The 23669-nt window shown below is 44.8% G+C and carries 24 protein-coding genes; 8 read left to right on the forward strand and 16 right to left on the reverse strand.

The features are described 5' to 3' along the window. Positions 1–3: 3 nt before the first annotated feature. A complete protein-coding gene (gene dxs, locus ABJF92_RS05465; protein WP_446814882.1) occupies positions 4–1887 on the forward strand; it encodes a 1-deoxy-D-xylulose-5-phosphate synthase in 1884 nt (627 codons plus the stop codon). 77 nt (positions 1888–1964) lie between these two features. Then, positions 1965–2636 (forward strand): GntR family transcriptional regulator, encoded by a 672-nt coding sequence (locus ABJF92_RS05470; RefSeq protein WP_446814811.1) that lies wholly within the window; start codon positions 1965–1967, stop codon positions 2634–2636. 73 nt (positions 2637–2709) lie between these two features. Here the strand turns inward: ABJF92_RS05470 and ABJF92_RS05475 are convergent, their stop codons facing one another. From ABJF92_RS05475 to ABJF92_RS05500, 6 genes are all read right to left on the reverse strand, one after another. Then, a complete protein-coding gene (locus ABJF92_RS05475; RefSeq protein ID WP_446814812.1) occupies positions 2710–3729 on the reverse strand; it encodes an Ldh family oxidoreductase in 1020 nt (339 codons plus the stop codon). A gap of 70 nt (positions 3730–3799) precedes the next feature. Next, positions 3800–5053, reverse strand: a complete 1254-nt coding sequence (locus tag ABJF92_RS05480; protein ID WP_446814813.1) for an NAD(P)/FAD-dependent oxidoreductase — start codon at positions 5051–5053, stop codon at positions 3800–3802. A gap of 22 nt (positions 5054–5075) precedes the next feature. Then, a complete protein-coding gene (locus ABJF92_RS05485; RefSeq protein ID WP_446814814.1) occupies positions 5076–6026 on the reverse strand; it encodes a 4-hydroxyproline epimerase in 951 nt (316 codons plus the stop codon). Next, entirely contained in the window at positions 6014–6976 is a 963-nt protein-coding gene (locus ABJF92_RS05490; RefSeq protein ID WP_446814815.1) for a dihydrodipicolinate synthase family protein, read from the reverse strand. The genes ABJF92_RS05485 and ABJF92_RS05490 overlap by 13 nt, the downstream gene beginning before the upstream one ends. Before the next feature lie 463 nt (positions 6977–7439). Further along, positions 7440–7910 carry an effector binding domain-containing protein gene (locus ABJF92_RS05495; protein WP_446814816.1) on the reverse strand — a complete coding sequence of 157 codons (471 nt, stop codon included), beginning with the start codon at positions 7908–7910 and terminating at the stop codon, positions 7440–7442. A gap of 95 nt (positions 7911–8005) precedes the next feature. Further along, positions 8006–8878: a LysR family transcriptional regulator gene (locus tag ABJF92_RS05500; protein ID WP_446814817.1), complete on the reverse strand. Its 873-nt coding sequence runs from the start codon at positions 8876–8878 to the stop codon at positions 8006–8008. A gap of 100 nt (positions 8879–8978) precedes the next feature. Here ABJF92_RS05500 and ABJF92_RS05505 point away from each other — a divergent pair, with 100 nt between their 5' ends. Continuing rightward, a complete protein-coding gene (locus ABJF92_RS05505; protein ID WP_446814818.1) occupies positions 8979–9479 on the forward strand; it encodes a lactoylglutathione lyase family protein in 501 nt (166 codons plus the stop codon). A gap of 65 nt (positions 9480–9544) precedes the next feature. On the opposite strand, the gene ABJF92_RS05510 is transcribed toward ABJF92_RS05505, so the two are convergent. The 5 genes from ABJF92_RS05510 to ABJF92_RS05530 all read right to left on the reverse strand — a co-directional run bounded on the left by ABJF92_RS05510 (position 9545) and on the right by ABJF92_RS05530 (position 12847). Next, on the reverse strand, positions 9545–10285 hold the full coding sequence (locus ABJF92_RS05510; protein WP_446814819.1) for a DUF1499 domain-containing protein: 741 nt from the start codon (positions 10283–10285) through the stop codon (positions 9545–9547). A 98-nt stretch (positions 10286–10383) separates the two neighbouring features. Then, complete coding sequence (locus ABJF92_RS05515; protein WP_446814883.1) at positions 10384–11265, reverse strand: DMT family transporter; 882 nt, start codon at positions 11263–11265, stop codon at positions 10384–10386. 146 nt (positions 11266–11411) lie between these two features. Further along, a complete protein-coding gene (locus ABJF92_RS05520; RefSeq protein WP_446814820.1) occupies positions 11412–12119 on the reverse strand; it encodes a ZIP family metal transporter in 708 nt (235 codons plus the stop codon). Positions 12120–12159: 40 nt separating this feature from the next. After that, positions 12160–12405: a Rho-binding antiterminator gene (locus ABJF92_RS05525; RefSeq protein WP_446814821.1), complete on the reverse strand. Its 246-nt coding sequence runs from the start codon at positions 12403–12405 to the stop codon at positions 12160–12162. Between the two features lie 46 nt (positions 12406–12451). After that, complete coding sequence (locus ABJF92_RS05530) at positions 12452–12847, reverse strand: hypothetical protein (protein ID WP_446814822.1); 396 nt, start codon at positions 12845–12847, stop codon at positions 12452–12454. Between the two features lie 130 nt (positions 12848–12977). Between ABJF92_RS05530 and ABJF92_RS05535 the strand changes: the two genes are divergently transcribed. Next, positions 12978–14177 carry a putative manganese transporter gene (locus tag ABJF92_RS05535; RefSeq protein ID WP_446814823.1) on the forward strand — a complete coding sequence of 400 codons (1200 nt, stop codon included), beginning with the start codon at positions 12978–12980 and terminating at the stop codon, positions 14175–14177. A gap of 43 nt (positions 14178–14220) precedes the next feature. On the opposite strand, the gene ABJF92_RS05540 is transcribed toward ABJF92_RS05535, so the two are convergent. Together ABJF92_RS05540 and ABJF92_RS05545 are read right to left on the reverse strand one after the other, a co-directional pair. After that, positions 14221–14571 (reverse strand): Fis family transcriptional regulator, encoded by a 351-nt coding sequence (locus ABJF92_RS05540; RefSeq protein ID WP_446814824.1) that lies wholly within the window; start codon positions 14569–14571, stop codon positions 14221–14223. Positions 14572–14625: 54 nt separating this feature from the next. Continuing rightward, positions 14626–15531, reverse strand: a complete 906-nt coding sequence (locus tag ABJF92_RS05545; RefSeq protein ID WP_446814825.1) for a LysR family transcriptional regulator — start codon at positions 15529–15531, stop codon at positions 14626–14628. A 413-nt stretch (positions 15532–15944) separates the two neighbouring features. On the opposite strand from ABJF92_RS05545, the gene ABJF92_RS05550 reads away from it, so the two are divergent. The 4 genes from ABJF92_RS05550 to ABJF92_RS05565 all read left to right on the forward strand — a co-directional run bounded on the left by ABJF92_RS05550 (position 15945) and on the right by ABJF92_RS05565 (position 19713). Then, positions 15945–16925 carry a TRAP transporter substrate-binding protein gene (locus ABJF92_RS05550; RefSeq protein ID WP_445977435.1) on the forward strand — a complete coding sequence of 327 codons (981 nt, stop codon included), beginning with the start codon at positions 15945–15947 and terminating at the stop codon, positions 16923–16925. 82 nt (positions 16926–17007) lie between these two features. Further along, positions 17008–17505, forward strand: coding sequence for a TRAP transporter small permease (locus ABJF92_RS05555; RefSeq protein ID WP_446814826.1), 498 nt, complete (start codon positions 17008–17010; stop codon positions 17503–17505). A 39-nt stretch (positions 17506–17544) separates the two neighbouring features. Continuing rightward, the gene (locus ABJF92_RS05560; protein ID WP_446814827.1) at positions 17545–18819 is read left to right on the forward strand and encodes a TRAP transporter large permease; all 1275 of its coding nucleotides are present in this window, start codon (positions 17545–17547) and stop codon (positions 18817–18819) included. A gap of 57 nt (positions 18820–18876) precedes the next feature. Next, positions 18877–19713 (forward strand): aspartate dehydrogenase, encoded by an 837-nt coding sequence (locus ABJF92_RS05565; RefSeq protein WP_446814828.1) that lies wholly within the window; start codon positions 18877–18879, stop codon positions 19711–19713. 71 nt (positions 19714–19784) lie between these two features. Here ABJF92_RS05565 and hisC read toward each other — a convergent pair whose 3' ends face one another. The 3 genes from hisC to prfB all read right to left on the reverse strand — a co-directional run bounded on the left by hisC (position 19785) and on the right by prfB (position 23562). After that, positions 19785–20843 (reverse strand): histidinol-phosphate transaminase, encoded by a 1059-nt coding sequence (hisC, locus tag ABJF92_RS05570; RefSeq protein ID WP_446814829.1) that lies wholly within the window; start codon positions 20841–20843, stop codon positions 19785–19787. An 83-nt stretch (positions 20844–20926) separates the two neighbouring features. Next, positions 20927–22429 carry a lysine--tRNA ligase gene (gene lysS, locus ABJF92_RS05575; RefSeq protein ID WP_446814830.1) on the reverse strand — a complete coding sequence of 501 codons (1503 nt, stop codon included), beginning with the start codon at positions 22427–22429 and terminating at the stop codon, positions 20927–20929. Positions 22430–22466: 37 nt separating this feature from the next. Beyond that, a protein-coding gene (prfB, locus tag ABJF92_RS05580; protein WP_445977441.1) for a peptide chain release factor 2 occupies positions 22467–23562 on the reverse strand; the annotation gives its coding sequence in 2 pieces (ribosomal slippage) (positions 22467–23489 and positions 23491–23562; 1095 coding nt in all). Positions 23563–23669 lie beyond the last annotated feature (107 nt).

Raw genomic sequence — 23669 nt, forward strand, 5'->3', positions numbered from 1 at the left:
CCCATGTTCGAAACGATACCTACTACGCGTCCTAATACGCCTTTACTTGATCAGGTCAATTCACCGGCCGATCTGCGACGCTTTAAAAAAGAGCAGCTACCCGCGCTGGTCCGTGAACTACGAGAGTTTATGCTCTATAGCGTAGGACAAACTGGTGGCCATTTTGGCGCAGGGCTTGGCGTTATTGAACTCACTGTTGCACTGCATTATTTGTACAACACGCCTGAAGATCGTTTGGTATGGGATGTTGGCCACCAAGCTTATCCACACAAAATCCTTACTGGCCGACGCGACGCCCTGTTAAGCATTCGACAAGAAGATGGTATTTCCGGTTTTCCAAAACGTGAAGAGAGCGAATACGACACCTTCGGTGTGGGCCATTCAAGCACATCTATTGGCGCAGCACTTGGAATGTCCTTAGCGGCCCGCCAGCTCAATACGGGCCGTAAAGCTGTGGCCATTATTGGTGATGGTGCGATGTCTGCTGGTATGGCTTTCGAGGCTCTCAATCATGCAGGTGATGTGGACGCCGATATGCTGGTCATTCTAAATGACAATGAAATGTCCATTTCTAAGCCGGTAGGCGCATTGTCCAGTTATTTTGCTCGCATATGGGCCAGTAAAACCTACGACAATATTCGAGAAGGTGGCCGCAAAGTGTTCTCTGGGCTACCTTCCGCCCTAGAGTTGGCTCGTAAAGCCGAAGAACACATGAAAGGCATGGTGTCCCCAGGTATGATGTTTGAAGAGCTAGGGTTTAACTATATTGGCCCTATTGATGGCCATGACATGGACCACCTACTTACTACCATTGCCAATTTAAAAGATCGCTCTGGCCCGCAGTTCCTGCACGTTATAACAAAGAAAGGGAAAGGCTTCGAACCCGCTGAAGGCGACCCTATTGGCTACCACGCCATAAACAAAGTGGAACCTGACCCTAAACCGAAAAACAACAAAGCTTCCGGTCCTAAATATTGCAATATTTTCGGCCAGTGGGTGTGTGATGCCGCCGAGCAAGATGACAAGCTTGTTGCCATTACCCCTGCCATGAAAGAAGGTTCAGACTTAATCGCTTTTGCCGAGCGCTTCCCGAAACGCTACTTTGATGTGGCCATCGCGGAGCAACATGCCGTGACCTTAGCCGCAGGCATGGCCTGTGATGGGCTTAAACCGGTCGTCGCCATTTACTCGACCTTTCTACAGCGCGCATATGACCAACTGATTCATGATGTTGCTTTGCAAAACCTAGACGTATTATTCGCCATCGACCGTGCTGGTCTAGTGGGTGAAGATGGTCCTACTCATGCTGGTGTCTACGATTTAAGCTACCTACGTTGCATTCCAAATATGGTGGTTATGGCCCCTTCAGATGAAGATGAGTGTCGTAAAATGCTACACACAGGCTATCTCTATGAAGGCCCAGCGGCGGTACGTTACCCTCGCGGTACCGGACGTGGCATCTGTATTAACGAGGCATTAGAACCTTTAATCATAGGTGAGTCCCGCATGCTTCGTGAGGGTCAATCTGGCATTACCATTTGTGGATTTGGACGACCAACTTACGACGCACTACAAGCGGCAGAGAAATATGACGCGACATTGCTCGACATGCGCTTTGTTAAACCACTGGATGAAGTGGCGCTAAAACAGCAAGCAAATGCCAAATTAATCGTCACTATTGAAGAGAATGCCATTATGGGTGGTGCAGGTTCAGCCGTAAGTGAATACTTACTCGCTAATAACATTCATGTCCCCGTACTGCATCTCGGGCTTCCCGATCAGTACGAAGAGCATGCCAGCCATAGCACGATGCTAAAGAGAGTCGGCTTGGATGCAGCAGGTATTGAAACTGCCATTGCAGATAAACTGCAAACACTGACAGATTAAGTTTCGCGTTTTAAAGAGCCTCCGCAGAGTGGCTATTTATAATGAATAGAAGTGGTTAATTGTTCGAGGAAAAACTATTGGTTCAGAAAAGAGCTGTTTTACGTCAGAGTTTGCCAGATGCCATTACGGCAGACTTGCGTGATCGAATTTTGTCTGGTGATTTGGCTGAAGGTGAGCTAATACGCCAAGAACTGCTAGCAGCGGAATATGACGTTTCGCGTATGCCAATTCGTGAAGCATTGAAACGCCTAGACTCTGAAGGCTTAGTGGTCTTTATCGCCAACCGTGGCGCTATGGTGACCAAGCACTCTCTTGATGAAATTGCCGAAATTTTCGATGTTCGAATTCTTCTCGAAGTAGATTTGTTAAAACAATCTATTCCTTTAATGGAAGAGCAGCATTTTAGTCAATGCGAAGCCTTGCTCCTTGAGATGGAGACCTCTTATGCTGCGGGAAAAGTAGCGGATTGGGGGCCTTTAAACTCTAGATACCATGCCTTACTCTATGAAGCTGCCAATAGAAAGTTAACCATGCAGTTACTTGAGAGAGTCAGCGCACAGTCTCACCGTTATGTGGCTATGCACATAAATAAGCTCAAGCAATCAGATAATGCTGAACACGATCATAGAGCATTATTAGCGTTTGCTCGGAAAAGAGATATAGAAGGTGCCGCCAATTTATTGCACGCCCACCTTCTTATTACCAAACAGCACATACTTGAATTGATCTCTCAAACACGGTCAGATTGAAGATTGTCCTAGACATCCCTTTGATGTACTTTGCTGCTTCGTAGAACCGATAAAGTCTCTTGACGAAACCATTTCAAGCTTTGCGAAGCGCCAAAATATCTTCGTATAACGCCCGAGGAATACTTACTGCGTCTTGCTGAATATTTTGTTCTCGGGCGATATAGCGTCGCTGAGAGGGCAAACGTGCTCCTTGATCAACAATGTCAGCAAATAAACGCTCAGCCCTTTCATCATTACGCTCTGTATGGCCACCACTCAATAAGTCTGGGTTGAAAGCAATTAAAATTTCACCATGAAAAGGCGCTTCTGGTTTTCCTTGTGCAAACGCCATACTCTCTTTGCTGGTTAGATCATCAATGAGTGGCCCCGCCAATAGCTCAATCATTATGGACAAGGCAGAGCCTTTATAACCACCAAACGTCAACATGGCGCCTTGCATAGCCGCTTCAGCATCCGTTGTAGGATGACCAGCAGCGTCGATAGCCACGCCCTCAGGAAGTGCTTTTCCTGCTCTGCGATAGAGCTCAATTTCTCCTCGGGCAAATTCACTGGTGGCGAAGTCAAAAGTAAAAGGGTGCTTGCCTTGTCTTGGCCAACTAAAAGCAAAAGGATTCGTCCCCAGCGTACCTCGCGAACCACCAGCAGGCGCCACCCAAGCATGGCTAGGCACCATAGCAATAGCTGCTAAACCTGCCTCAGAAAGTCGCTCAACTTCCGGCCAAAGGGCGGAAAAGTGGTAGCAGTTATTAATCGCCAAGGCGGCGATACCATTCTGTTTAGTTTTTTCAATCAACATGGGTAATGCGGCGTTAAAAGCCAGTAATGAGATACCACTGTTGGCATTGGCTTTTACGACTGATGGCGCGACGTCCACGACCTCAGGACTGGCTTGACCATCAACTCTCCCCGATTGAATACTTTGCACACACATTAAGAGACGATAAAGACCATGGGAATGACAGTCATCTTGCTGGCAGGCATAAATTACATCGGTAATCGCTTGGGCATGATCTTGATTAAATCCATTACTCATTAATATACTTTCACTTAGCTCTCGCATACTCGCTAAGCTCAAGGTTACGTTGTCACTCATGTGCCCTCCATTATTTAAATTATGTTCCGTTTTAGCTATGTCATTACACTCGATAAAGTATTTAAGGCGATTAAAAGCGCTTAGCGGAAAAAGGTATCAAATTAATCTCTGGTGTTGCTTGGCTAAGTAAACTACTTACCAGCTCTGCTGTGCCTGCCGACTGGGTCAAACCAAGGTGACCATGACCAAAGGCATAGATCACCCGTTTTGTTCGACTGGCATAGCTTATCACTGGTAAGCTGTCAGGCATTGAAGGGCGAAAGCCCATCCATTGAACGCCGCCTTTGCTGGGCAACCCTGGTAAAAAACTAGCCGCTTTATTTAACAACAGTTCTGCACGTTTATAATTCGGAGCTAACGACAAACCACCCAACTCAACCGCACCTCCCACTCTTATATCGTCGCCTACTTTAGACACCACAAAACCATGATTACTAAAGCTTAAGTGCGTTTTTAACTCAAACTTTTCAGTAGAAAGCGTGGTGTTATAACCACGCTCAGTATCAAGAGGTATGTCATCTCCTAGTGAATGAGCCAACGGCTTGGACCAAGCACCAGCCGCTAGCACAAGATTACTCGCGATTAGAGTTTCACCATCTTCACACAGGACAATCACTTGTTCATTACTGGGCTCGATTGCTTTAATGGATGCGATACAAACCCTCCCGCCCAAACCTTCGAAAGCCCCAGCGAGGTGCTGCGTCCATTTTTCTGGATGCACTACATTCATCCATTCAGGAGTAAATACGCCATGGCTAAAGCGCGGATGGATTCCGGGTTGAATCGCAGCGATTGCCTCATGGTTTTCTAGAAATTGAAACACCACGCCATGTTCCTTTCGAATTTTCCAATCAGCAAGACTTGCCTTAAATTCCTCTAGGCCCTCATAAACTTGTAACTGTCCCTCTCGTCGAATCAAGGCATCTCCTTTCACAGCGGCGATTTGTCGCTCTAACGCTGCCTTAGAAAAAGACATCAGTTCTGCCTGTGCCGCCAAAGCGGCTTGATATTTATCTTGCCAACTTGATCGCCAAAATTTCAACATCCAAGGCATTATTTGCCAAGCGTAAGCAGGCCGAATAGACAAAGGTCCTAAAGGGTCTAACAGCCATTTTGGCGCTTTGCGCATAATACCGGGTGTCGCTAGAGGAATAATATCGCTAAAGGCAAAAGCCCCTGCATTACCCGCCGATGTTTCAGAAGCGACCCCTTTTCGATCAACAACTAATACACGCTTACCTTGCGCTTGTAACTTTAATGCGATGCTGATACCGACAATACCTGCACCAACGACAATGACATCACAACCCGCTTTTTCTTTCATACTCGCTCCTGTAGCCTCCCCCTTATGCAAGCACTATTCCTTTACGTAATGGATCACTTGGATTCGATATAAGTGTTGCTTCACGGGTAATAAAAGCCTGTCCAGTAATCGATGGTATAATGGCACCAGATGGAGAAGCTGGGTTATTGGATCGCTCATAGCTCAAGGTATAGCCGCTACCAATAGTGCTTTCTTGATAAATTTTTTCTCCGCAGGCTAGTTTATTATCAGCCGCGAGACAGGCTAAGCGAGCTGAGCAACCTGTTCCACAAGGAGATCTATCGTAAGCATCATCAGGGCAGAGTACGAAATTTCTTGAATGCCCATTGGACATTAAGGCGGGACCATAAAGTACAATATGATCAATCACGCCACTATTAGCCCCTTCGATACCTGCGGTGTACAAGGCTTCTCGGATAGCAATACTGGTTTGTGTTAGGCTGCGTATGTTGCTCGGGACAACTGGCGTAGGGCTATCATCCACCATAAAGAACCAATTCCCTCCATAAGCAATATCACCCGTTACCTTACCGATGCCCTTCACATCGACTGAAACCGCTTGCTGAAATCGATAGCTATCGACATTTTTTACGGTAACGGTATTTTTATCCGTCAATGTGACTTCCACAACGCCGACAGGGGTTTCAATTTTATGGGTGCCAATCGAAATTCGCCCCATGTGAGCAAGCGTTGCTGCCACTCCGATTGTGCCATGACCACACATACCGATTACTGCAGCACCATCAAAGAAAATCACACCAGTAACACACTCAGCATCCGTTGCAGGCGTTAATAACGCTCCGACCATGGCTTCTTGGCCATAGGGTTCAAGGACAACAGATCGATAAAAATTTTTATGTTCTGCTTCAAGTAAGGCGGCCCGCTCACTAAGCGATCCAGTACCTAGGTCTGGGCTACCATCCAAAATAACGCGGGTTGGCTCTCCTTCCGTATGGCTGTCTATGATAAACATTCGCTAATTACTCCGCCTTGTTGCACCCAGCTTGAGAACCATGTTTTAAACAAATGATACTGTGTTTCACAATACCGACGCTGCTCTTCATTTAGCTCATCGGTTTCATTAAAATGCAAACGATATTCATTTTCACCATTTAATACTAATAAATACTTAAAGAACAAGACCAGTTCAGGACCTTCATCAAAGCTCGCCAACACCGCCATGGCTTCTTCTAACTCTTGCGCTCGTACTCTTGCCTCAACATTCCCAGCGGCCGCCATTTTTGCTAATTGGATAAGTAACAGCACCTCTTTAGGGAGTGCGGTACCAATCCCGGTAATAGCGCCTGTCGCACCACAGTTCACCACACCGTGATAAACCCGAGTATCAACCCCCACCATAAGCAGCACATCTTCTTCTTTTGAAGTGATGTTTTCAGCCGCATAACGCATCGCTTCTTTACTACCAAACTCTTTGAAACCTATAAGGTTTTTATGTTCCTCACGAAGCGCAAAGAACACATCTGCACGGGTCTCAAAGCCGTACACTGGGCTATTATAAATGATCGCTGGTAACGAGGGTGCCGCTGACAAAATCGCCTTAAAGTGGTTCTTTTGGGCCGCAATAACAGAGCCTCGTGACAGTACTCGGGGAATGACCATTAAACCTGCAGCGCCCACTTTTTCAGCATGGGCCGCTAGAGCCACGGCAGACTTGGTATTGATAGCCCCCGTTCCCACCAAAACAGGAATCCCCGCGTTGACTAGACGCTCCACGCCCTCCATTCGCTCTTCATCTGTCAAAAGTGGCCAATCTCCCATGGAGCCACAATAAACCACACCGGACATACCAGCTTCCATCATTTGTAAGCCCTTACTCACTAAGCCATCAAAATCTGGTGTGCGGTCTGCTTTACAAGGTGTCATTAGAGCTGGAATTGCACCGTAAAATATATCCTTGTTCATATTATTACCCTTACATATTCATTAAGTTGGTTGCTACTGTTGATTAACAATATGAGCCAGCTTCACAGGCCAGAGACTACCCTGCGATACTTAAAAGCACTCAATTATGATGATTCATTAATTTTTTAGGATATTGGATACAATATATTTAAGCTTTAATTTCGTCAACTCAGAACTCGAATTAAAACAGCAATCGCAGAAACACCTCATTGGCACAAAAGCCTAACCCTGATCATTCGTTTTATGCAGAGCGCTTATTTATTAACACTATAATAAGCAGTCTCGAGAAAGAAGAAGTGAAGAAAGCGATGGAGGCGATCATAGAGCGCTAAAAAACGGCTTCCATGCTAATTTGGAAGGCAATGTCTAAAGGGCTCGCTGCTTGAAAACAGTGAATGTGTTTCAAAAATGGATAGTATGGAATGTGGAGCACGCCAGTAAAAAGGCCTGACTGGCGACCAGGTTATTGTACAGAAAGTTGCTTGTCAGTGACCGAGATATAGACGATTACGGTATTTTTGCTGCGGTAATACTCAAAATCCACATCAAATGCTCGATCGTACTTACAATCCGGTTGCTCAAAATAACGCCAGATACTATGCCAGACATCCATTACGACATTTGGCATTTCACCATGACCAGAGAAGACCAAATATTTGCCTTCAGGTATCGTCATTTTACTTAAAGGTTGTCTCTCTTCGATGTAGTGCGTATCTGTTCCCACAAAAACAGAGTAGTCTCCTTGAAGACCATTTTGATAATGATGATATACACCATATAAACGCGCTCCTTGTGAGTAATCCACATTAACGCTATCAATAAAGGAGTAATGCAACGCTTCAATAGTGTCACTTTGATTTTGTAAAGCGGGCTTATTTTCTATTCGCTTAAGTATTCCTGATAACTGCTTTTCTTTACGTCGAACCAAAATCATGACATTACTGCTCCGCTACGAGGGATTGTTATTAGCAAAACTCAACAATACAGAAACTCTCTATTTTTAAGCTGCGCTGACTTTACTAGATGGCTCTATTTTAAACATTGCTCCGCTGCTTTCAGTACCGTTTTAACACGATTTGTTAACACTTTATTGAGATACGTTGCTGAGTAAATCGGTTCGTAAACTTTTGTATCTAACTGATGTATGCATAATTTTTCCAACCCCACATAGGCCTCTACAGCATGGCGAGGTAGCACACTAAAACCCAAGCCTAAGGACACAGGTTCTAAGATCAAACTAATTTGGTTGCAAAAACCACTGTGATGAAATGCTTGATCTTGCTCATACTCAGAAAAATTAACCCCTAACAAGAGTGCTGCATGATGAGCCCCATCTGGATGATCAATAAAGCCTAAACGTTGTAAATCTTGCCAATGTACTTGCGGTGTTTGTTTCCCTGTGACCAGCAATAGCTCTTCTTGAGCTAAAGGCTGAATCTGTACATCTCGTCGAGAGGGTCGACACGTCATAAAACCTAGATCCACCTTGTTATCCGCAATTAAGCGTTCGACTTCATGATTCGGGGCAAATCGATAGTCTATGATCAGCTGCGGATGCTTCTGCTGTAAATTAAGCAATTGTTTGTAGAGCTTTAGCCCAATACTCCCAGGGGAAACAATCCGCACAACGCCCTCATATTCCGGGTCGTTACCCACCTGCACTTCTAACTCAGATAAGGCTTTAAGAATTGATAGGGATTCTCGATATAAGCGCTCACCAGCTTCCGTCAAGGTAAACTGCTTGCCTTGTCTAATCAGCAATGGCGTAACCAATTGGCTTTCCAGCTTATGTATATGCTGACTCACCCCAGACTGAGTCATGAATAATCGCTCTGCAGTTCGAGTAAAATGCCCCGTTTCCACCAAAGTACAAAAGCTACGTAAGAAAACCGGATTAATCATTACAAAAAATACTCATTATTATGATATTTGATAATTTTACTCAATTTATAGCCACTTGTAACCTAGCTCTATATTCAACAACGAACAAAGGAGTTAGAGCATGAGTTCAGCTTACCCTAGAAGCTTTTCACACATTGGTATTTCAGTACCGGATCTAGAAGCCGCTGTTAAGTTCTACACAGAGGTAATGGGCTGGTACTTGATCATGGAGCCCACTGAAATAGTCGAAGACGACAGTGCGATTGGGGAAATGTGTACGGATGTTTTTGGTGCAAACTGGCAAAAATTTCGCATCGCTCACTTGTCTACCGGCGATCGAATTGGTGTCGAAATTTTTGAATTTAAAAACCAAGAAAATCCTGAAAACAACTTTGAATACTGGAAAACCGGCATTTTCCATTTTTGTGTTCAAGACCCTAATGTAGAAGAATTAGCGGACCGTATCGTTGCCGCTGGCGGTAAAAAGCGCATGGCTGAGCCTCGTTACTACTACCCAGGCGAAAAACCTTACCGCATGATTTATATGGAAGACCCATTTGGCAATATCTTAGAAGTTTATAGCCACAGCTATGAGCTGATATACAGCGCTGGCGCTTACTAAGCCCCTAAAGCAAAAGACCCGCTAAGTTAGCGGGTCTTTTTTATCTTACCTAATGCAAAATTCGATTAACCTTGATTAAACGCGCTCACGAATGCACGAATTCGAGCCGCATTCACACCTCGGTCACTCCGGCCAATACGAGAAACACTGCGAATATCGACTCGCACCTGATTTTCAGTTGGCGAAACCACCACTACCACATCATCAACGAATTGGTACAGTGACGTTTTAGCACTGGCCTCAAAGCGATAAGCTTGCGAATCTTCAGCCACAATTGTCCAATTCATATCTTTGGCGACCGACAAGGCTTTTTGGAAGGCTTGCTCTGGGGTGGTAGACGCCATAATTGGCCCGATATCTGGGTAAGCCTGATGCTGCATGGCCGCCACTTCTGGACCACTATACGCCAAACTGTTGCGCGCACCTTCACGAGTGTCATCTAGCACTAAAAATTCTGGCGGTGTTTGGGTATTAGTGGTGATGTCATGAATTGGTGGCACTCTTGGTGGTGGCGAAATAGTCGCTATGATCATTGGTAGTAGAAGCCCTACCCCCATTAGAGCTGCCAGTATTGTTTTCACCATGCCTTTTCGGTTGGCAGCAAACAAATGGTAAAGCCCCCCTAGCGCACCTAAAGCCAGCACAGCATAACCCAATGGGTTCATATATTGGCGAACCAAGCCAAAACCTACAATTGGTAACCATAAATTAAATCGAGCGCCAAGCATCATGATTGCCACGGCAATTACCGCCAGCACAGCCACCAGCAAAATAATATTTCCTATTTGAGCGCGTAAACTTTCCATGAGGTCTTCCTACCAAATTTCAGTTCATTGAGATAAAAATCAGTTCAATGCATGATATACGCTGATGTATGAAGATTGACAAAACAATCTCAGATTTTTTATTTCCCATGAGCTTTTTGTTTTCTATTTACCAATATAACACCAATAAATATTAGACACACGGCAAGGTAATCGGTCAATTTAATGGCTTCACCCACTAACAAAACCCCAATGGCTAACGCCACAACAGGGGGAATATAGGTAACAGATGAGGCGGCTACCGCACCAAGCTGCTCAATCAAATAATAGTAAATAAGATAAGCTAAGCCTGTGCCTAAAACCCCTAGACCTATGATTGCTCCTAACGCTACATGAGTCGATTCAAAAATGTCTTCTATGCCATTAAGATCAGTAAAGAATAGCAAAATCAGCAAAGCAAAACCCAGCTGGTAACTTGTCAGTGCGGCGCCTGGTATCACCAGAGGCGTGATGAATTTTTTTGCATAGATAAAAGACACGCCAACGCTCAAAGAACCGACCACCATGTAAAACACCCCTTCCAGATCGGTACTGGCTACGTCGGAGGAAAAAGGATTAGCAATCAAAACGATGCCGACAAAACCTATGGCAATACCTATTACTCGGCGCCAAGTGGCCTTTTCTTCCGGCAGTACTAACATGGCGATCAAAAAGGCAAAAATCGGAATCGCCCCGCTGAGCACACCGGCAATACCAGAAGGCAGTAAAGAAGCGCCTTTTACGAATCCATAGTAATAAACTACGGTGGCAATCAAGGCCATGACAAAAAAGTGCCCGGCATGTTTTATGTGGGCTGTTTTTAACTCTCTTTTAAAAAGCGCATAGAGCAGCACTGGAATAAAGCCAAAAACCACCCTAAGCAATACAATTTGCTGTGCGTTGATGTATTCAGAGGCCCATTTCATATAGATGAAATTACTGCCCCACACCACACCTAATAGCCAGAATAAAATTAGCGCCATGGTTTTCAATAGCTTTCTCCTGAATTTAACAGTCATTCCACTTTAGGCTCTATCATGCCCTGAATTCTGCCAATACGGGAGTCCTGAGCGTCAATTATATCGCTCATTTACGACGTGGCTGAACGACTGGTTTTAAAGGGGTAATACTAGGCGGTCAGCATAAAACCCAGCATGCCCAACATAAAACCCAACACTGCTCCCATTGGGGGGGCCCAATGTTTCTCTAGTTTTACTTGTGGGGCAAGGTCCTGAAAAATTGAGTACAGAATGCCTCCCGCAGCAAACAACATAATGGCGGAGAGAATTTCCGGTCGCGTTGCTAACCAATAATAGCCAGCAGCGCCTGCCATCGGGCCAAACAAGGCCATCATACAAAATATCATAATCAGTTTATTGGCTCGAAAGGCGGGCTTACTACTCAGTTCACGATAGGCACTAAAACCCTCAGGTATGTTTTGTAAAGCAATGAGTAATGCCAGTACCAAGCCGCTACTGCTGCCAATCGCAAAAGCCGCCCCTAATGCAATGGATTCCGGAATAAAGTCAGACAGCATGGCGGCAAGTTGGCTGGCAGGAGTATCAAGTTTATAGAGTAAAATATCCAACCCCATAAAGCTCAAGGCTCCTAGCAGAAAGTAAAAACACGCCATAAGGGGTGACAAATGTTCAATACCCTCTGGCACCAGCACCAAAGCCACTGCAGAAAGCAGTGCTCCGCCCCCAAAAGCGATGACAGAATGACGAAACTCTTGCTCTAGCCAATCAACGCCAATTCTTTCAAAACGGGCGATGGACGCGCCAAGTGGCATGGCTAAGCCAGCAAAAAGTGTCGCTACTACAACTGTCCATAACATAATGCATCCTTTTATTTGACTGAGTTTGAGAGATTAAAAATCATGCAAAAGAAACGCTTTCAAAATAAGGATTTTTGATTTCACTGTGTATCTCTAAGATATCATCCAAACGAATCAGCACGACCTTGCCTTCTTCAAGTGCTTTTAAACATTCTTCATTCTGATCATTGCGGGCGGTATCTAAGGCTTTCACATGACGAACTTGCGAAGTCTTCAACATCACCTGTAGGGGATATTGAAAGGTACACATCATTTCAATGTAATCGTATTGATGACAACTCAGCATGCTAACGCTCCTACTCACCTAAAAATTAAAGTTTTCTCTACATTCTTCAAGACCGATTAAGGTGAACCAAGTAAGACTCTCCGAAACCATGTTGATTACATTTCGCTCTGATATGAACCTGATCAACTTGCTCTGGAATTTCAATATTACACAGGCTACGAGTAAAGGGCTGCTCCTCCACATGAGGGTGATAAAGCACTCTTTCTGCTAATAATTCACCTTCGCTATCTAATACCTGCCAAGCATCTGCGTAGTGAGACCAGCCCTCATCCCTATGGCGAACTTGCACATCAAAACACCATTGGGTTTGCGTACTTTGGCGAGTCACCACTTTCTCAACTTGGGCATAATCTAAATGATGAAGAGTATCCGCCAGCGACACCATAGAGCCCAAGAAAAATATTACGATGAATACAAGGTGCTCTAATGTACGTCTATTCATGATCACTCCTCTCTTGGCTAAAAAGTTAAAACCAGCTTAACCAATTCAATTTCGCTTTTCTAGACAAGAGTACTTGCAATAGATACCGAATGAGAACGATAATAAATATCATTTACACACAGGGATTGACGTGTCTTCCAAAATTATCACCTCCAACAAGCAATCCGTTTTTTTTAAGCAGCGCATTGTTTCTATGCGTATGGCCATTCCTTTGTTATTGCTGGTATTTCTGCTAACGCCTAGCTTAAATGAAATAGTGTTAACGGTATTAGCGGAAGCTTTTTTACAGGTATCCGCCTTTGTCGCGTTGACGCTAAGCCTTTACTACAGCATAAGCCACAACCTAAACACCAGTAAGTTGAATCAATGGCTACAGAGTAAGTCGCATCGAGAAATTATTTTTGCAGGTTTCATGGGCGTTTTACCGGGCTGCGGTGGCGCTATCATCATTATTACCCAATACACTCAAGGGAAAATTGGCTTTGGTGCCGTGGTTGCTGTCCTCACCAGTACCATGGGGGATGCGGCCTTCTTATTGATTAGCCAAAAACCCGATGATGCCGTGCTCATCCTCTCTATTAGTGTCTTTGTGGGCATCATTTCGGGATTGATATGTGAATACTTTTTGCCGGCACCGAAAAAAGACAACTCCAAACCCGTTCACTTTCAGCCAACCCCAACGACAAAGCAAGATGAACAAATGGATCTTTGGGTAAATCGCCTGAGCCTATCCTTCTGGTGCTTATTATTAATTCCTGCTGGCATCACCGCCATACTGATTGCCTTCCAAGTGGAGGTGAACGCGTTATTAAATTTTCCCGCCAACACAGTAGAACTTATCGGAGCCCTCGCCGGTTTTATTTGTTTATTACTCTGGGCACTTTCTACCAAGGGTGACGGCTATGCGATTATCGCTAAAGAAAACGATAATGCACTGCCTAAGCATTGGATTCGAAAAGTTGCCCAAGACACTCAGTTTGTGACTACCTGGGTAGTGGTGGCCTTCTTGATTTTTGAGTTGGCGTTATTTTTTATGGGGGATGGTTTCTTAGACGCCCTAAAAAACTGGGGCAGCACCAGTGTCTTAGTGGCAACGATTATTGGCTTATTACCCGGCTGTGGGCCACAAATCATGGTGACAGGTCTGTATCTGCAAGGAGCGATCCCTCTGTCGGCACAACTTGCCAATGCTATCAGCAATGACGGCGACGCTCTGTTTCCAGCCATCGCCCTAGCCCCAAGAGCGGCATTATTGGCCACGCTTTATTCCACCGTGCCGGCCTTGCTTACAGGCTACTCATATTACTGGTTTGTTGAGTTCGCCCCTTAGCTTTATAAGCGAAATGGTCTAGCGGTAGGATGAGCTGGCAACCCTAATGAGACGCTGATAAGCGCGCGGCCCAATTACCGCCATGGGTATGACGACATTGCTCCTCGCTATCATAAACAACGTGTTTATCGATTTTTGGCAAGGCGATGTTGATGGATAGTAACTTGGCCTTAATCACCGCATTCAATGCTTTAGCCCCTTCCTGTTGATGAAAGGCTTGCACATGTTCTTTGCTATCAAATACACAAGTTATCTTTAAGCTGCTAGGAAAGGCCTTATAATTCACCCTATGAGTCAGCCATTCAAAACCCATATATTTTTCCAGAGCCAATTCGCAAACTTGAGTCAGTGCCTTTTGCAATTGTTGCTCTAATTTTTTATCTGTCTTTCTCATTTTTATTCCTAACGCCTCACGACAGCTTTGTCGTGCAAACTCATACAGGGCGAGTCACTCGATAAAGCGGTACTTTTCTTCTGTGCAAGCACTCAAGATAAAGTCCCAAGTGCGCTTTAAATCTTTAAATTGGTGTAGATCTTTACTGGTCGATATCCACAACTCCCTATGCAACAAAAAATCCGGTAGTACTGGGGATAAGTCAGGGTCACCGTAGGCGACAAAGTGTGGCAATACACCAACCCCTAATCCTGCCCGCACGGCTTTGCGCTGGGTGTGTATCGTGGTGGATTTATAAATCAGTTGCAAATCTGGAGATATTTCATGTTGATACTTTAATAGATCGGAGAATACTTGGTCTTCGATATAGCCAATAAAAGCATGCTTCTCAAGATCCGCTTTCTTTTGTATTGCTTTGTTCAGTGCCAAGTACTCATTGGCAGCAAACAGTCCCAAGGTATAGTCTGTGAGCTTTTTTTGAATGATGTTCGAGCCTTTCTGCGGACCTATGGTGATGCTAATGTCCACTTCACCACTGGTAATAAAGGTGACCCCTGCCAGAGAGATCAGTTCAATATCAATATCTTTACCCTTTACCCAAACTGGCAATCGATCCGCAAGATAGTAGTTACTAAAACCTTCGGTTACGCCGATGCGAATTTTGGAACGAATCTCTTTGCCGCTACGATAGTTCTCATTTGCCAAACGTAATGTACGTTCACATTTCTCGGCATATGGAATGAGGTTTTCCCCTGCTTTGGTTAAATGGAAGCCTTTACTGTTTTGATAAAAAAGTCGGGTATCAATTGCTTTTTCCAATTGCTCAACCCGATTGGCAATCGTTACATGAGTACAACCCAGCTTGCTAGCAGCTAATGACAAGCGCCCGTATCGCCACAGTGCTAGAAAATACTTTAAATCATTCCAGTTTATTTCGAGTAAATCTAAATTTTCATTCACAGATTGCCCTCACAATATCTGTAGTCGCTTATTTCATTAGCGACGAACACTCGTTTCCTGTTTGAAGCTTTAGCACATCATTGGTGCGCCGAAGTATAGAGAAAAACACCAAATTGTAAAAAAATTTTCAGAAGACGAGTATTAGCTTATATTTTAGACAGCCCATAAAAACCACTAAAATGGGGCAAAACCTTGCAACAAGCACAAAATAAGTGCATTCGTACATATTCCCTATCAAGGGTAGCTCTCATTACTCTCTAAACCTGACAATCCATTGTAATTTTTTTTACAACCTATGTAATCAAAATGCTATTGTTTTTGATCCTTATCAAGCCTAATTTTTAACTTCGACATAGAACCTCTGAGCATTCATCAGAATCTATAAACAATCCTTTTTTTGAAATAGGTAACTCATGATGAAAAAACCATTACTCGCTACGTTAGCATTATTAGTTGGTTCAACCACTTTTGCAGCCGATTATAATTTCACTTTCGCTCACGTCCTTATCGATGAAACACCAAATGGCCAAGCCGCTTTAGCCTTTGAAAAAGAAGTGGAAGAAAAGTCTGACGGCCGTATCAATATTAATGTTTTGCCAGCGGCGCAACTTGGTGGTGATGTTGAAATCATCGAGCAGTTACAAATGAACATGGTACAGATCGCGATTCCACCAACGGCAACCCTTGGTAACTTTGAACCTCGCGTTCAAATTCTAGATCTACCTTTCCTACTACCTTCTAAAGACTTAATGATGAAGGTGTTGGACGGCGATGCCGGCCGTAAAATTCTCGATACCTTAGAAAGCCACGATATGCACGCCGTTAACTTCTGGGGCGCTGGCTTTCGACACATGACGAATAACGTTCGTCCAATTGAAAAGCCAGAAGATCTTAAAGGCATCAAAATGAGAACCATGCAGTCGCCGATCCTGTTGAGCACCTACCGTAACTTTGATGCCAACCCCACGGCCATGGCTTACACAGAGGTTTATAATGGCCTACAGCAAAGTGTTATTGAAGGACAAGAAAACCCTATCGCCAACATCACCAGTAAGAAATTTTATGAAGTGCAAAAGTACATGACCCTAACGTCTAATGCTTACCACGGCTATGCAGCGATTGTGAACAAACAGGCTTGGGAATCTTTACCAGCAGATCTACAAGCGGTTATGAACACCGCCTTCGATAATGCCCGTGACCTGTCTCGTAAACTAACCGATGAATTGGAAGCGTCAGCGCTTGAGAACATTAAAAAGTACACTCAAGTTACTGAGTTAACGGAAGAGCAAATGGCCGCTTTTGTAAAAGCAAGCCAGCCTGTTCATGAAGAGTTTCGTGAAACCATTACGTCTGATCTATTAGACGTTGTCTACGCAGAAATTAAGTCTAACTAATGACTAACGCTGCCTCGGTTAGCCAAGCTGAGGCAGCGCAATCTGCACCTTGTGTATTTCTAAAAATGCCTCCGAGAAGACTATGTTCGAAAAAATTAATACCTATTTAGACACCATAGAAGGCTTTTTCATTGCCAGTATCCTAGCCCTTGCTTCGGTACTGACGATTACCCAAGTTTTTTTCCGCTATGCCCTTAACGATTCGATTTTCTGGGCGGAAGAAGCGATTCTGTATTTGATTATTTCTATGAGTTTTCTGTGTACAAGTCTTGGTATTCGCAAAGGCTCCCATATTACGGTGGACGTTTTGAAGTCCTGCATCCCCAAACGTTTCTCCCCAGTCTTTAGTTTGGTGGCCGCTGTGTTAGGGATTATATTCGCTGCCTCTCTGTTCTACTTTGGTGGCAATTTATTTTTAAATACTTTGGCTCGTGGTCAGCTATCTCCAGCGCTGCGTATTCCTATTGCTTCAATTTACGCTTTTATCCCTATTACAGCGCTACTGCAGATGTTCAGGTACACAGGGATAATTTACTCGGTAATTAAAAAACAGCCCGTGCCTAATCACTCGCAACACTAATTTCAATATTTATCGCGCACATCCAAAGCCGAGGTTTTCATGATCACTCTTTTACTGCCATTATTCCTAATTCTGCTATTACTTGGTTTGCCTATCTATGGATCACTGGCTTTCTCAGTGATAAGCGCCATGGAGCTGTCTGGTTCAATGAACCCAACCATAGTTCCCATGAGAATGTTCTCTGGCATTAATAACTTCTCATTAATGGCCATCCCCTTTTTCATTTTAGCCGCCGAACTGATGCGCGTTGGTGGCTTATCAACAAGACTGATTCAACTAGCTCAAGTATTGATAGGCTGGGCACCAGGTGGACTGGCCTCTGCAGCCGTGCTTTCTTGTTTATTCTTTGGTTCCATTTCTGGTTCAAGCCCAGCGACAGTGGTGGCCATTGGCAGCATTATGTTCCCAGCGCTGGTTGAGGCAGGCTACAGCAAACGCTTTTCAATCGGTCTGCTGACCACAGCAGGAACCCTTGGCCCTATTGTGCCGCCAAGCATCGCTTTGATCATTTATGGCTCAGTGACCTCTACCAGTATTGGCCAACTTTTCGCAGCCGGTATATTGCCCGCCCTTTTGCTCGGCGGACTGTTAATCCTCTATTGCATGCTTTACTCAAAAAAGAATGGCTACGCAAAAACCCCCTTTCCCACCTTAAAAGAAATTTCTATGGCGTTTAAAGGTTCTGCTTGGGGGCTTGGGCTACCTGTCATTCTGTTAGGAGGGATTTACAGCGGTATTTTTACCGCCACAGAATCTGCCGCGGTCGCTTGCTTATATGGCCTATTTGTCGGCATGGTGATTTACCGTCAGGTCAGCGCAAAAGACTTGTGGGAGATACTTCAAAGCACAGGTTTAATTTCAGGTTCTCTATTGCTGATCACCGCTGGCGCATCTGCTTTCTCTTGGCTATTAACGATGACAGGTACACCTTCTACCCTAGCCAATGCTGTTTTATCGCTAAGTGATTCTTCCTTTGCAATCACGGCCTTGTTGAACGTCATCATGCTGATCGCCGGATTCTTCCTTGATAGCGCCTCTGCCATTATCGTTTTAGCGCCGTTAATGACGCCTATCGCAGCTCAAGTAGGCATAGACCCTGTGCATTTCGGCATCATCAATCTGGTCAACTATTCGGTTGGTATGATCACGCCTCCTGTTGGCCTAAACCTCTTTGTTGCCGTGAGTATTTCCAAAATGGGTCTTTTTGATATTTTCAAAGGCTGCATTCCCTTCCTACTCATCTTGCTGGTGGGGCTAATGATAATTACCTATGTCCCTTGGCTTAGCATGGCCATTCCTAGCTACCTGTTCTAGCCATTCCAAGCCTGCACCGCTTGATAAGAAAATGTTTTATACAATTAAAGGATTACAATGAAATCACAACCTACTCTAAAAGTGGCCATCATCGGCCTAGGGGCTATTGGTGGCCATGTAGCAAACAGCATTGCTAAAGGAGAAGCCGGCAATGCGAAGCTAGTCTCGCTACTATGCCGTAATAAAGAAAAATATTTAGAGATCAACGCTCACAAATCTGAAGCGTTTAAGTCCTTAATTACAGATGATATTTCAACACTTTTTGACGCTCAGCCAGATATAGTAATCGAAGCAGCAGGACAAACGTCTCTTAGCCAATATGGTACGGTTATTTTGTCTAAAGGCATTGATCTATTGGTTTCAAGCATTGGTCTCTTTACCAATGATGACATTCTCAAGGAGTTTACTACTCTCGCAGAACGGTCTGGTGCGCAGATGCTGCTTTCAGCAGGGGCTTTACCTGCCCTAGATTGGATGTCAGCGTCGTCTTTATCAGAGGTTAGCAAAGCCTGTATTACCCAAGAGAAGCCGGTTATTTCATGGCAGAATACCCATGCAGAGAAGCTTGTGAACCTTAACGCCATCACAGAGCCTACGTGTTTTTTTGAAGGGACGGCTCGAGAAGCGGCCAACATTTTTCCGAAAAGCAGTAACATTAGCGCTATGCTGGCACTGGCGACCGTGGGCTTAGATAATACTCAGGTCAGGCTGGTGGCAGACCCAATTAGCGACATCATGAACACTCATATTGAATTTGATAGCACCGTTGGCAAGTTACAATTAAATTGCCAAGGTATACCGTCACCAGAAAACCCAAGCACCAGTACAGGAGTACCTTTGTCGATCGTGAAGTCTATCAAGAATCTCAGCTCTTCAATTCACTACGGCATCTAGATGAAAACATGAACAAGGCCATTCAGCCTTGCTCGTTCATGCCTAAGAAGCGTTATAGGCACCAGCAAGACCTATAACGTTTTTAACGCCGTGATTAACGCCGACATCTCTTCATCCGTACCAATAGTGATACGCAAGTGGTTGCCGATTCTTGGTTTCTCACCAAAATAACGGACCAAAATACCCTGATCTTTTAACCCCAGATAAATATCTTTGGCGGCTTTGTCTGCATGACTGACAAACACAAAGTTGGTGGCGGAGGGAATCACCTCAAACCCTAGTGCCTGTAGTGCCGTCACGGTGGTTTCACGAGTCGCGATGGTTTTCTCACAGATCTCCGCCAGATACTCGGAATCTTCTACCGCGGCCGTCGCACCCGCGAGAGCAATACGATCAATCGGGTAAGAGTTAAACGAGTTTTTTAGACGTTCCAGCCCTTCAATAAGATCTTTATGGCCAAACGCATAGCCGACACGGATACCCGCTAATGCTCGGGATTTCGATAAGGTTTGCACCACCAGCAAGTTAGGGTATTGATTCACTAGTTGGGTCGCACTTTGGGCACCGAAATCTACATAAGCTTCGTCCACCAGCACCACTACGTCTGGGTTCGCCTGTAAGACTCGCTCTATGTCTGATAAAGGTAAGGCTTTACCCGTTGGTGCGTTCGGATTAGTAATCACCACACCCGATACATCAAGGTCTTGATAATCGGCCACGTCAATATCAAAGCTATCCGTTAATGGGATCAGCTTTGGTTCAATGCCATACAAGCCCGCATACACTTTATAAAAGCTGTAGGTAATATCAGCAAAAGCCAAGGGCTTACTCGCTGCAAAATACCCCATAAAGGCAAGAGCTAGCACTTCGTCCGAGCCATTGCCCACAAACACTTGCTCAGGCGCTAAACCATAGCTGGTCGCTAAAGCATTTTTTAGAGACTGGCAGTTTGGATCTGGATAAAGACGTAAGCGCTCACTTACTTGATCCATCATGGCTTGCAAGGACTTTTCTGATGGCGAATAAGGGCTTTCGTTGGTGTTTAATTTAATATATTGCTTATCTTGTGGCTGCTCACCTGGTACATAAGGGTCCAGTGAAGCAATCTTATCAGTCCAAAAACGGCTCATTCCAATCTCCAGGATTCAAGCAGATAACAGCAAAAAATAAGGCCTCATGAGAGGCCTTATTCGGTATTTTTCCTATGGCCCAATTAGTCTTGTGGGCGCATATGTGGGAACAACAATACATCACGAATAGACGGTGCGTCAGTAAACAGCATTACCAAACGATCAATACCAATACCTTCACCTGCGGTAGGTGGTAAGCCGTACTCTAGTGCATTGATGTAGTCCGCATCATAGTGCATGGCTTCGTCATCACCGGCGTCTTTTTCTGCCACTTGGCGCTTAAAGCGTTCCGCCTGATCTTCTGGGTCATTCAACTCCGAGAAGCCATTGGCGATTTCACGGCCACCAACAAAGAACTCAAAACGATCGGTAATGAATTCATTGTCATCGTTACGACGAGCCAAAGGTGACACTTCTGCTGGGTATTCAGTAATGAAGGTTGGTTGATCCAGCTTGCTTTCAGCCGTTTCTTCAAAGATTTCTGTCCATAGCTTACCCAAGCCCCAAATTGGCTTAACATCTATGTGTAGCTTCTTGGCTACTTGTGTCGCACTTTCTACTGTGGCGAGATCTTCTGCTGTTAGCTCTGGGTTGTAGTGCAAGATAGACTCAAGCATGGTCATGCGAACAAAAGGCGCTCCGAAGTCATACTCGGAGCCTTGGTAGGTCACCGTCGTTGTTCCCAAAACTTTCTCAGCCACTGTGCGAAGCATATCTTCCGTTAGATCCATAAGGTCTTTGTAATCTGCATAGGCTTGGTAGAATTCGATCATGGTGAATTCTGGGTTATGACGAGTCGATGTTCCTTCGTTGCGGAAGTTACGGTTGATCTCGAAAACGCGCTCGAAACCACCAACGACCAAACGCTTCAAGTAAAGCTCTGGTGCGATACGCAGGTACATGCTCATATCCATGGCATTGTGATGAGTAATAAACGGACGAGCGGATGCGCCACCTGGAATCACCTGCAACATAGGCGTTTCCACTTCCATAAAGCGACGATCTTCTAGGAAACGACGAATGGTCGAAATGATTTTCGAGCGCACTTGGAAAGTATCACGAGACTCTTCGTTAACGATAAGGTCCACATAACGCTGACGGTAACGCATTTCCATGTCTGCCAAGCCGTGGTGTTTATCCGGCAATGGACGCAAAGCCTTGGTTAATAGCTGAGCAGATTGCATATCAATGTACAGATCGCCTTTACCAGACTTGTGCACAGGGCCCGTCACACCAACGATATCACCAAGATCCCAGGTTTTCTGGTCTGCTAACAATTCTGCTGGCAAAGCCTTACGATTCACATAAGCCTGAATCTGACCCGTCATGTCTTGTAGCAACATGAACGCACCACGGTTACGAACAATACGACCGGCAATACTAACTTTATGGTCTTTCTCTTCTAGCTCAGCTTTTTCAAGCTCACCAAACTCCGCTTGTAAGTCAGCAGCATAGGCGGTTGGGCGGAAATCATTTGGGTAAGCATTACGCTCTTCACGAATGGCAGCCAATTTACTACGACGTTCGGCCACTAGGCGGTTGTCGTCAGCTTGGGTTGTGGACTCTGTGTTCTTTTCGTTAGCCATGGTTTTGCTATCTACTCTTAAAAATGGGTTCTGGCGCTTATAGGCCTTGTTTTAAACTTGCGACAATAAATTGATCAAGATTGCCATCTAATACAGCGCCGGTATTGGAGGATTCGACACCTGTGCGCAAATCCTTAATGCGAGATGCGTCCAATACGTAGGAGCGAATCTGACTTCCCCAACCGATATCTGATTTACTGTCTTCCACCGCTTGCGCAGCTTCGGTACGTTTTAACATTTCGAATTCATACAGCTTTGCTCGTAACTGCTTCATCGCGAAATCGCGGTTAGCATGTTGTGAACGCTGGTTTTGACACTGCACTACGATGCCTGTTGGTTCGTGGGTAATACGTACCGCAGAATCTGTGGTGTTAACGTGCTGACCACCCGCTCCAGAGGAACGGTAAGTATCAGTTCGTATGTCCGCAGGATTGATCTCAATCTCTACGTTGTCATCAATTTCTGGTGACACAAACACTGACGCAAAAGAAGTATGGCGACGGTTGCCTGAATCGAAAGGTGATTTTCGCACCAAACGATGCACGCCAGTTTCCGTACGTAACCAACCAAAAGCATATTCGCCTTCAAAACGAACGGTGGCTGATTTTATGCCTGCCACATCCCCCGCCGAGACTTCCATTAATTCCACTTTAAAGCCTTTGTCTTCTCCCCAACGCAAATACATGCGTAGCAGAATATTGGCCCAATCTTGTGCTTCAGTTCCACCAGAGCCTGACTGAATATCCAAGAAGGCGCTGCTTTCATCCATTTCTTGGGAAAACATGCGGCGGAACTCTAATTTACCTAATAAAGCATCCAGTTCTGCTAACTCAAGCTGAACGGCTTCAACAGAGTCGGCATCATCGTCTTCAACCGCTATTTCTAGTAGCTCTTTTGAATCCTCAACACCTGACTCAAGGCTATCAAGCGTTTCGACGACAGCTTCAAGAGAAGAACGCTCTTTGCCTAGTTTCTGCGCATAGTCTGGGTCGTTCCAAACATCAGGGTCTTCCAGTTCTCGGTTTACTTCTTCTAAACGTTCTTTCTTTGACTCATAGTCAAAGATACCCCCGAAGGGTTAAAGCACGTTCAGACAGGTCTTTTATCTTAGAAAGTATCGGGTTGATTTCCATATTGGCGTCAATTTGTTATAAACAGTGTGAATAAAGTTAATGGCGAATTGTAACGAATTTACTCGCCGCATAAAATGCTATTCTCTACACAATGATGGAAAAACAGA

It is taken from the genome of Marinomonas sp., from assembly GCF_039940335.1.
In the GTDB taxonomy this organism is placed as follows: Bacteria; Pseudomonadota; Gammaproteobacteria; order Pseudomonadales; family Marinomonadaceae; genus Marinomonas.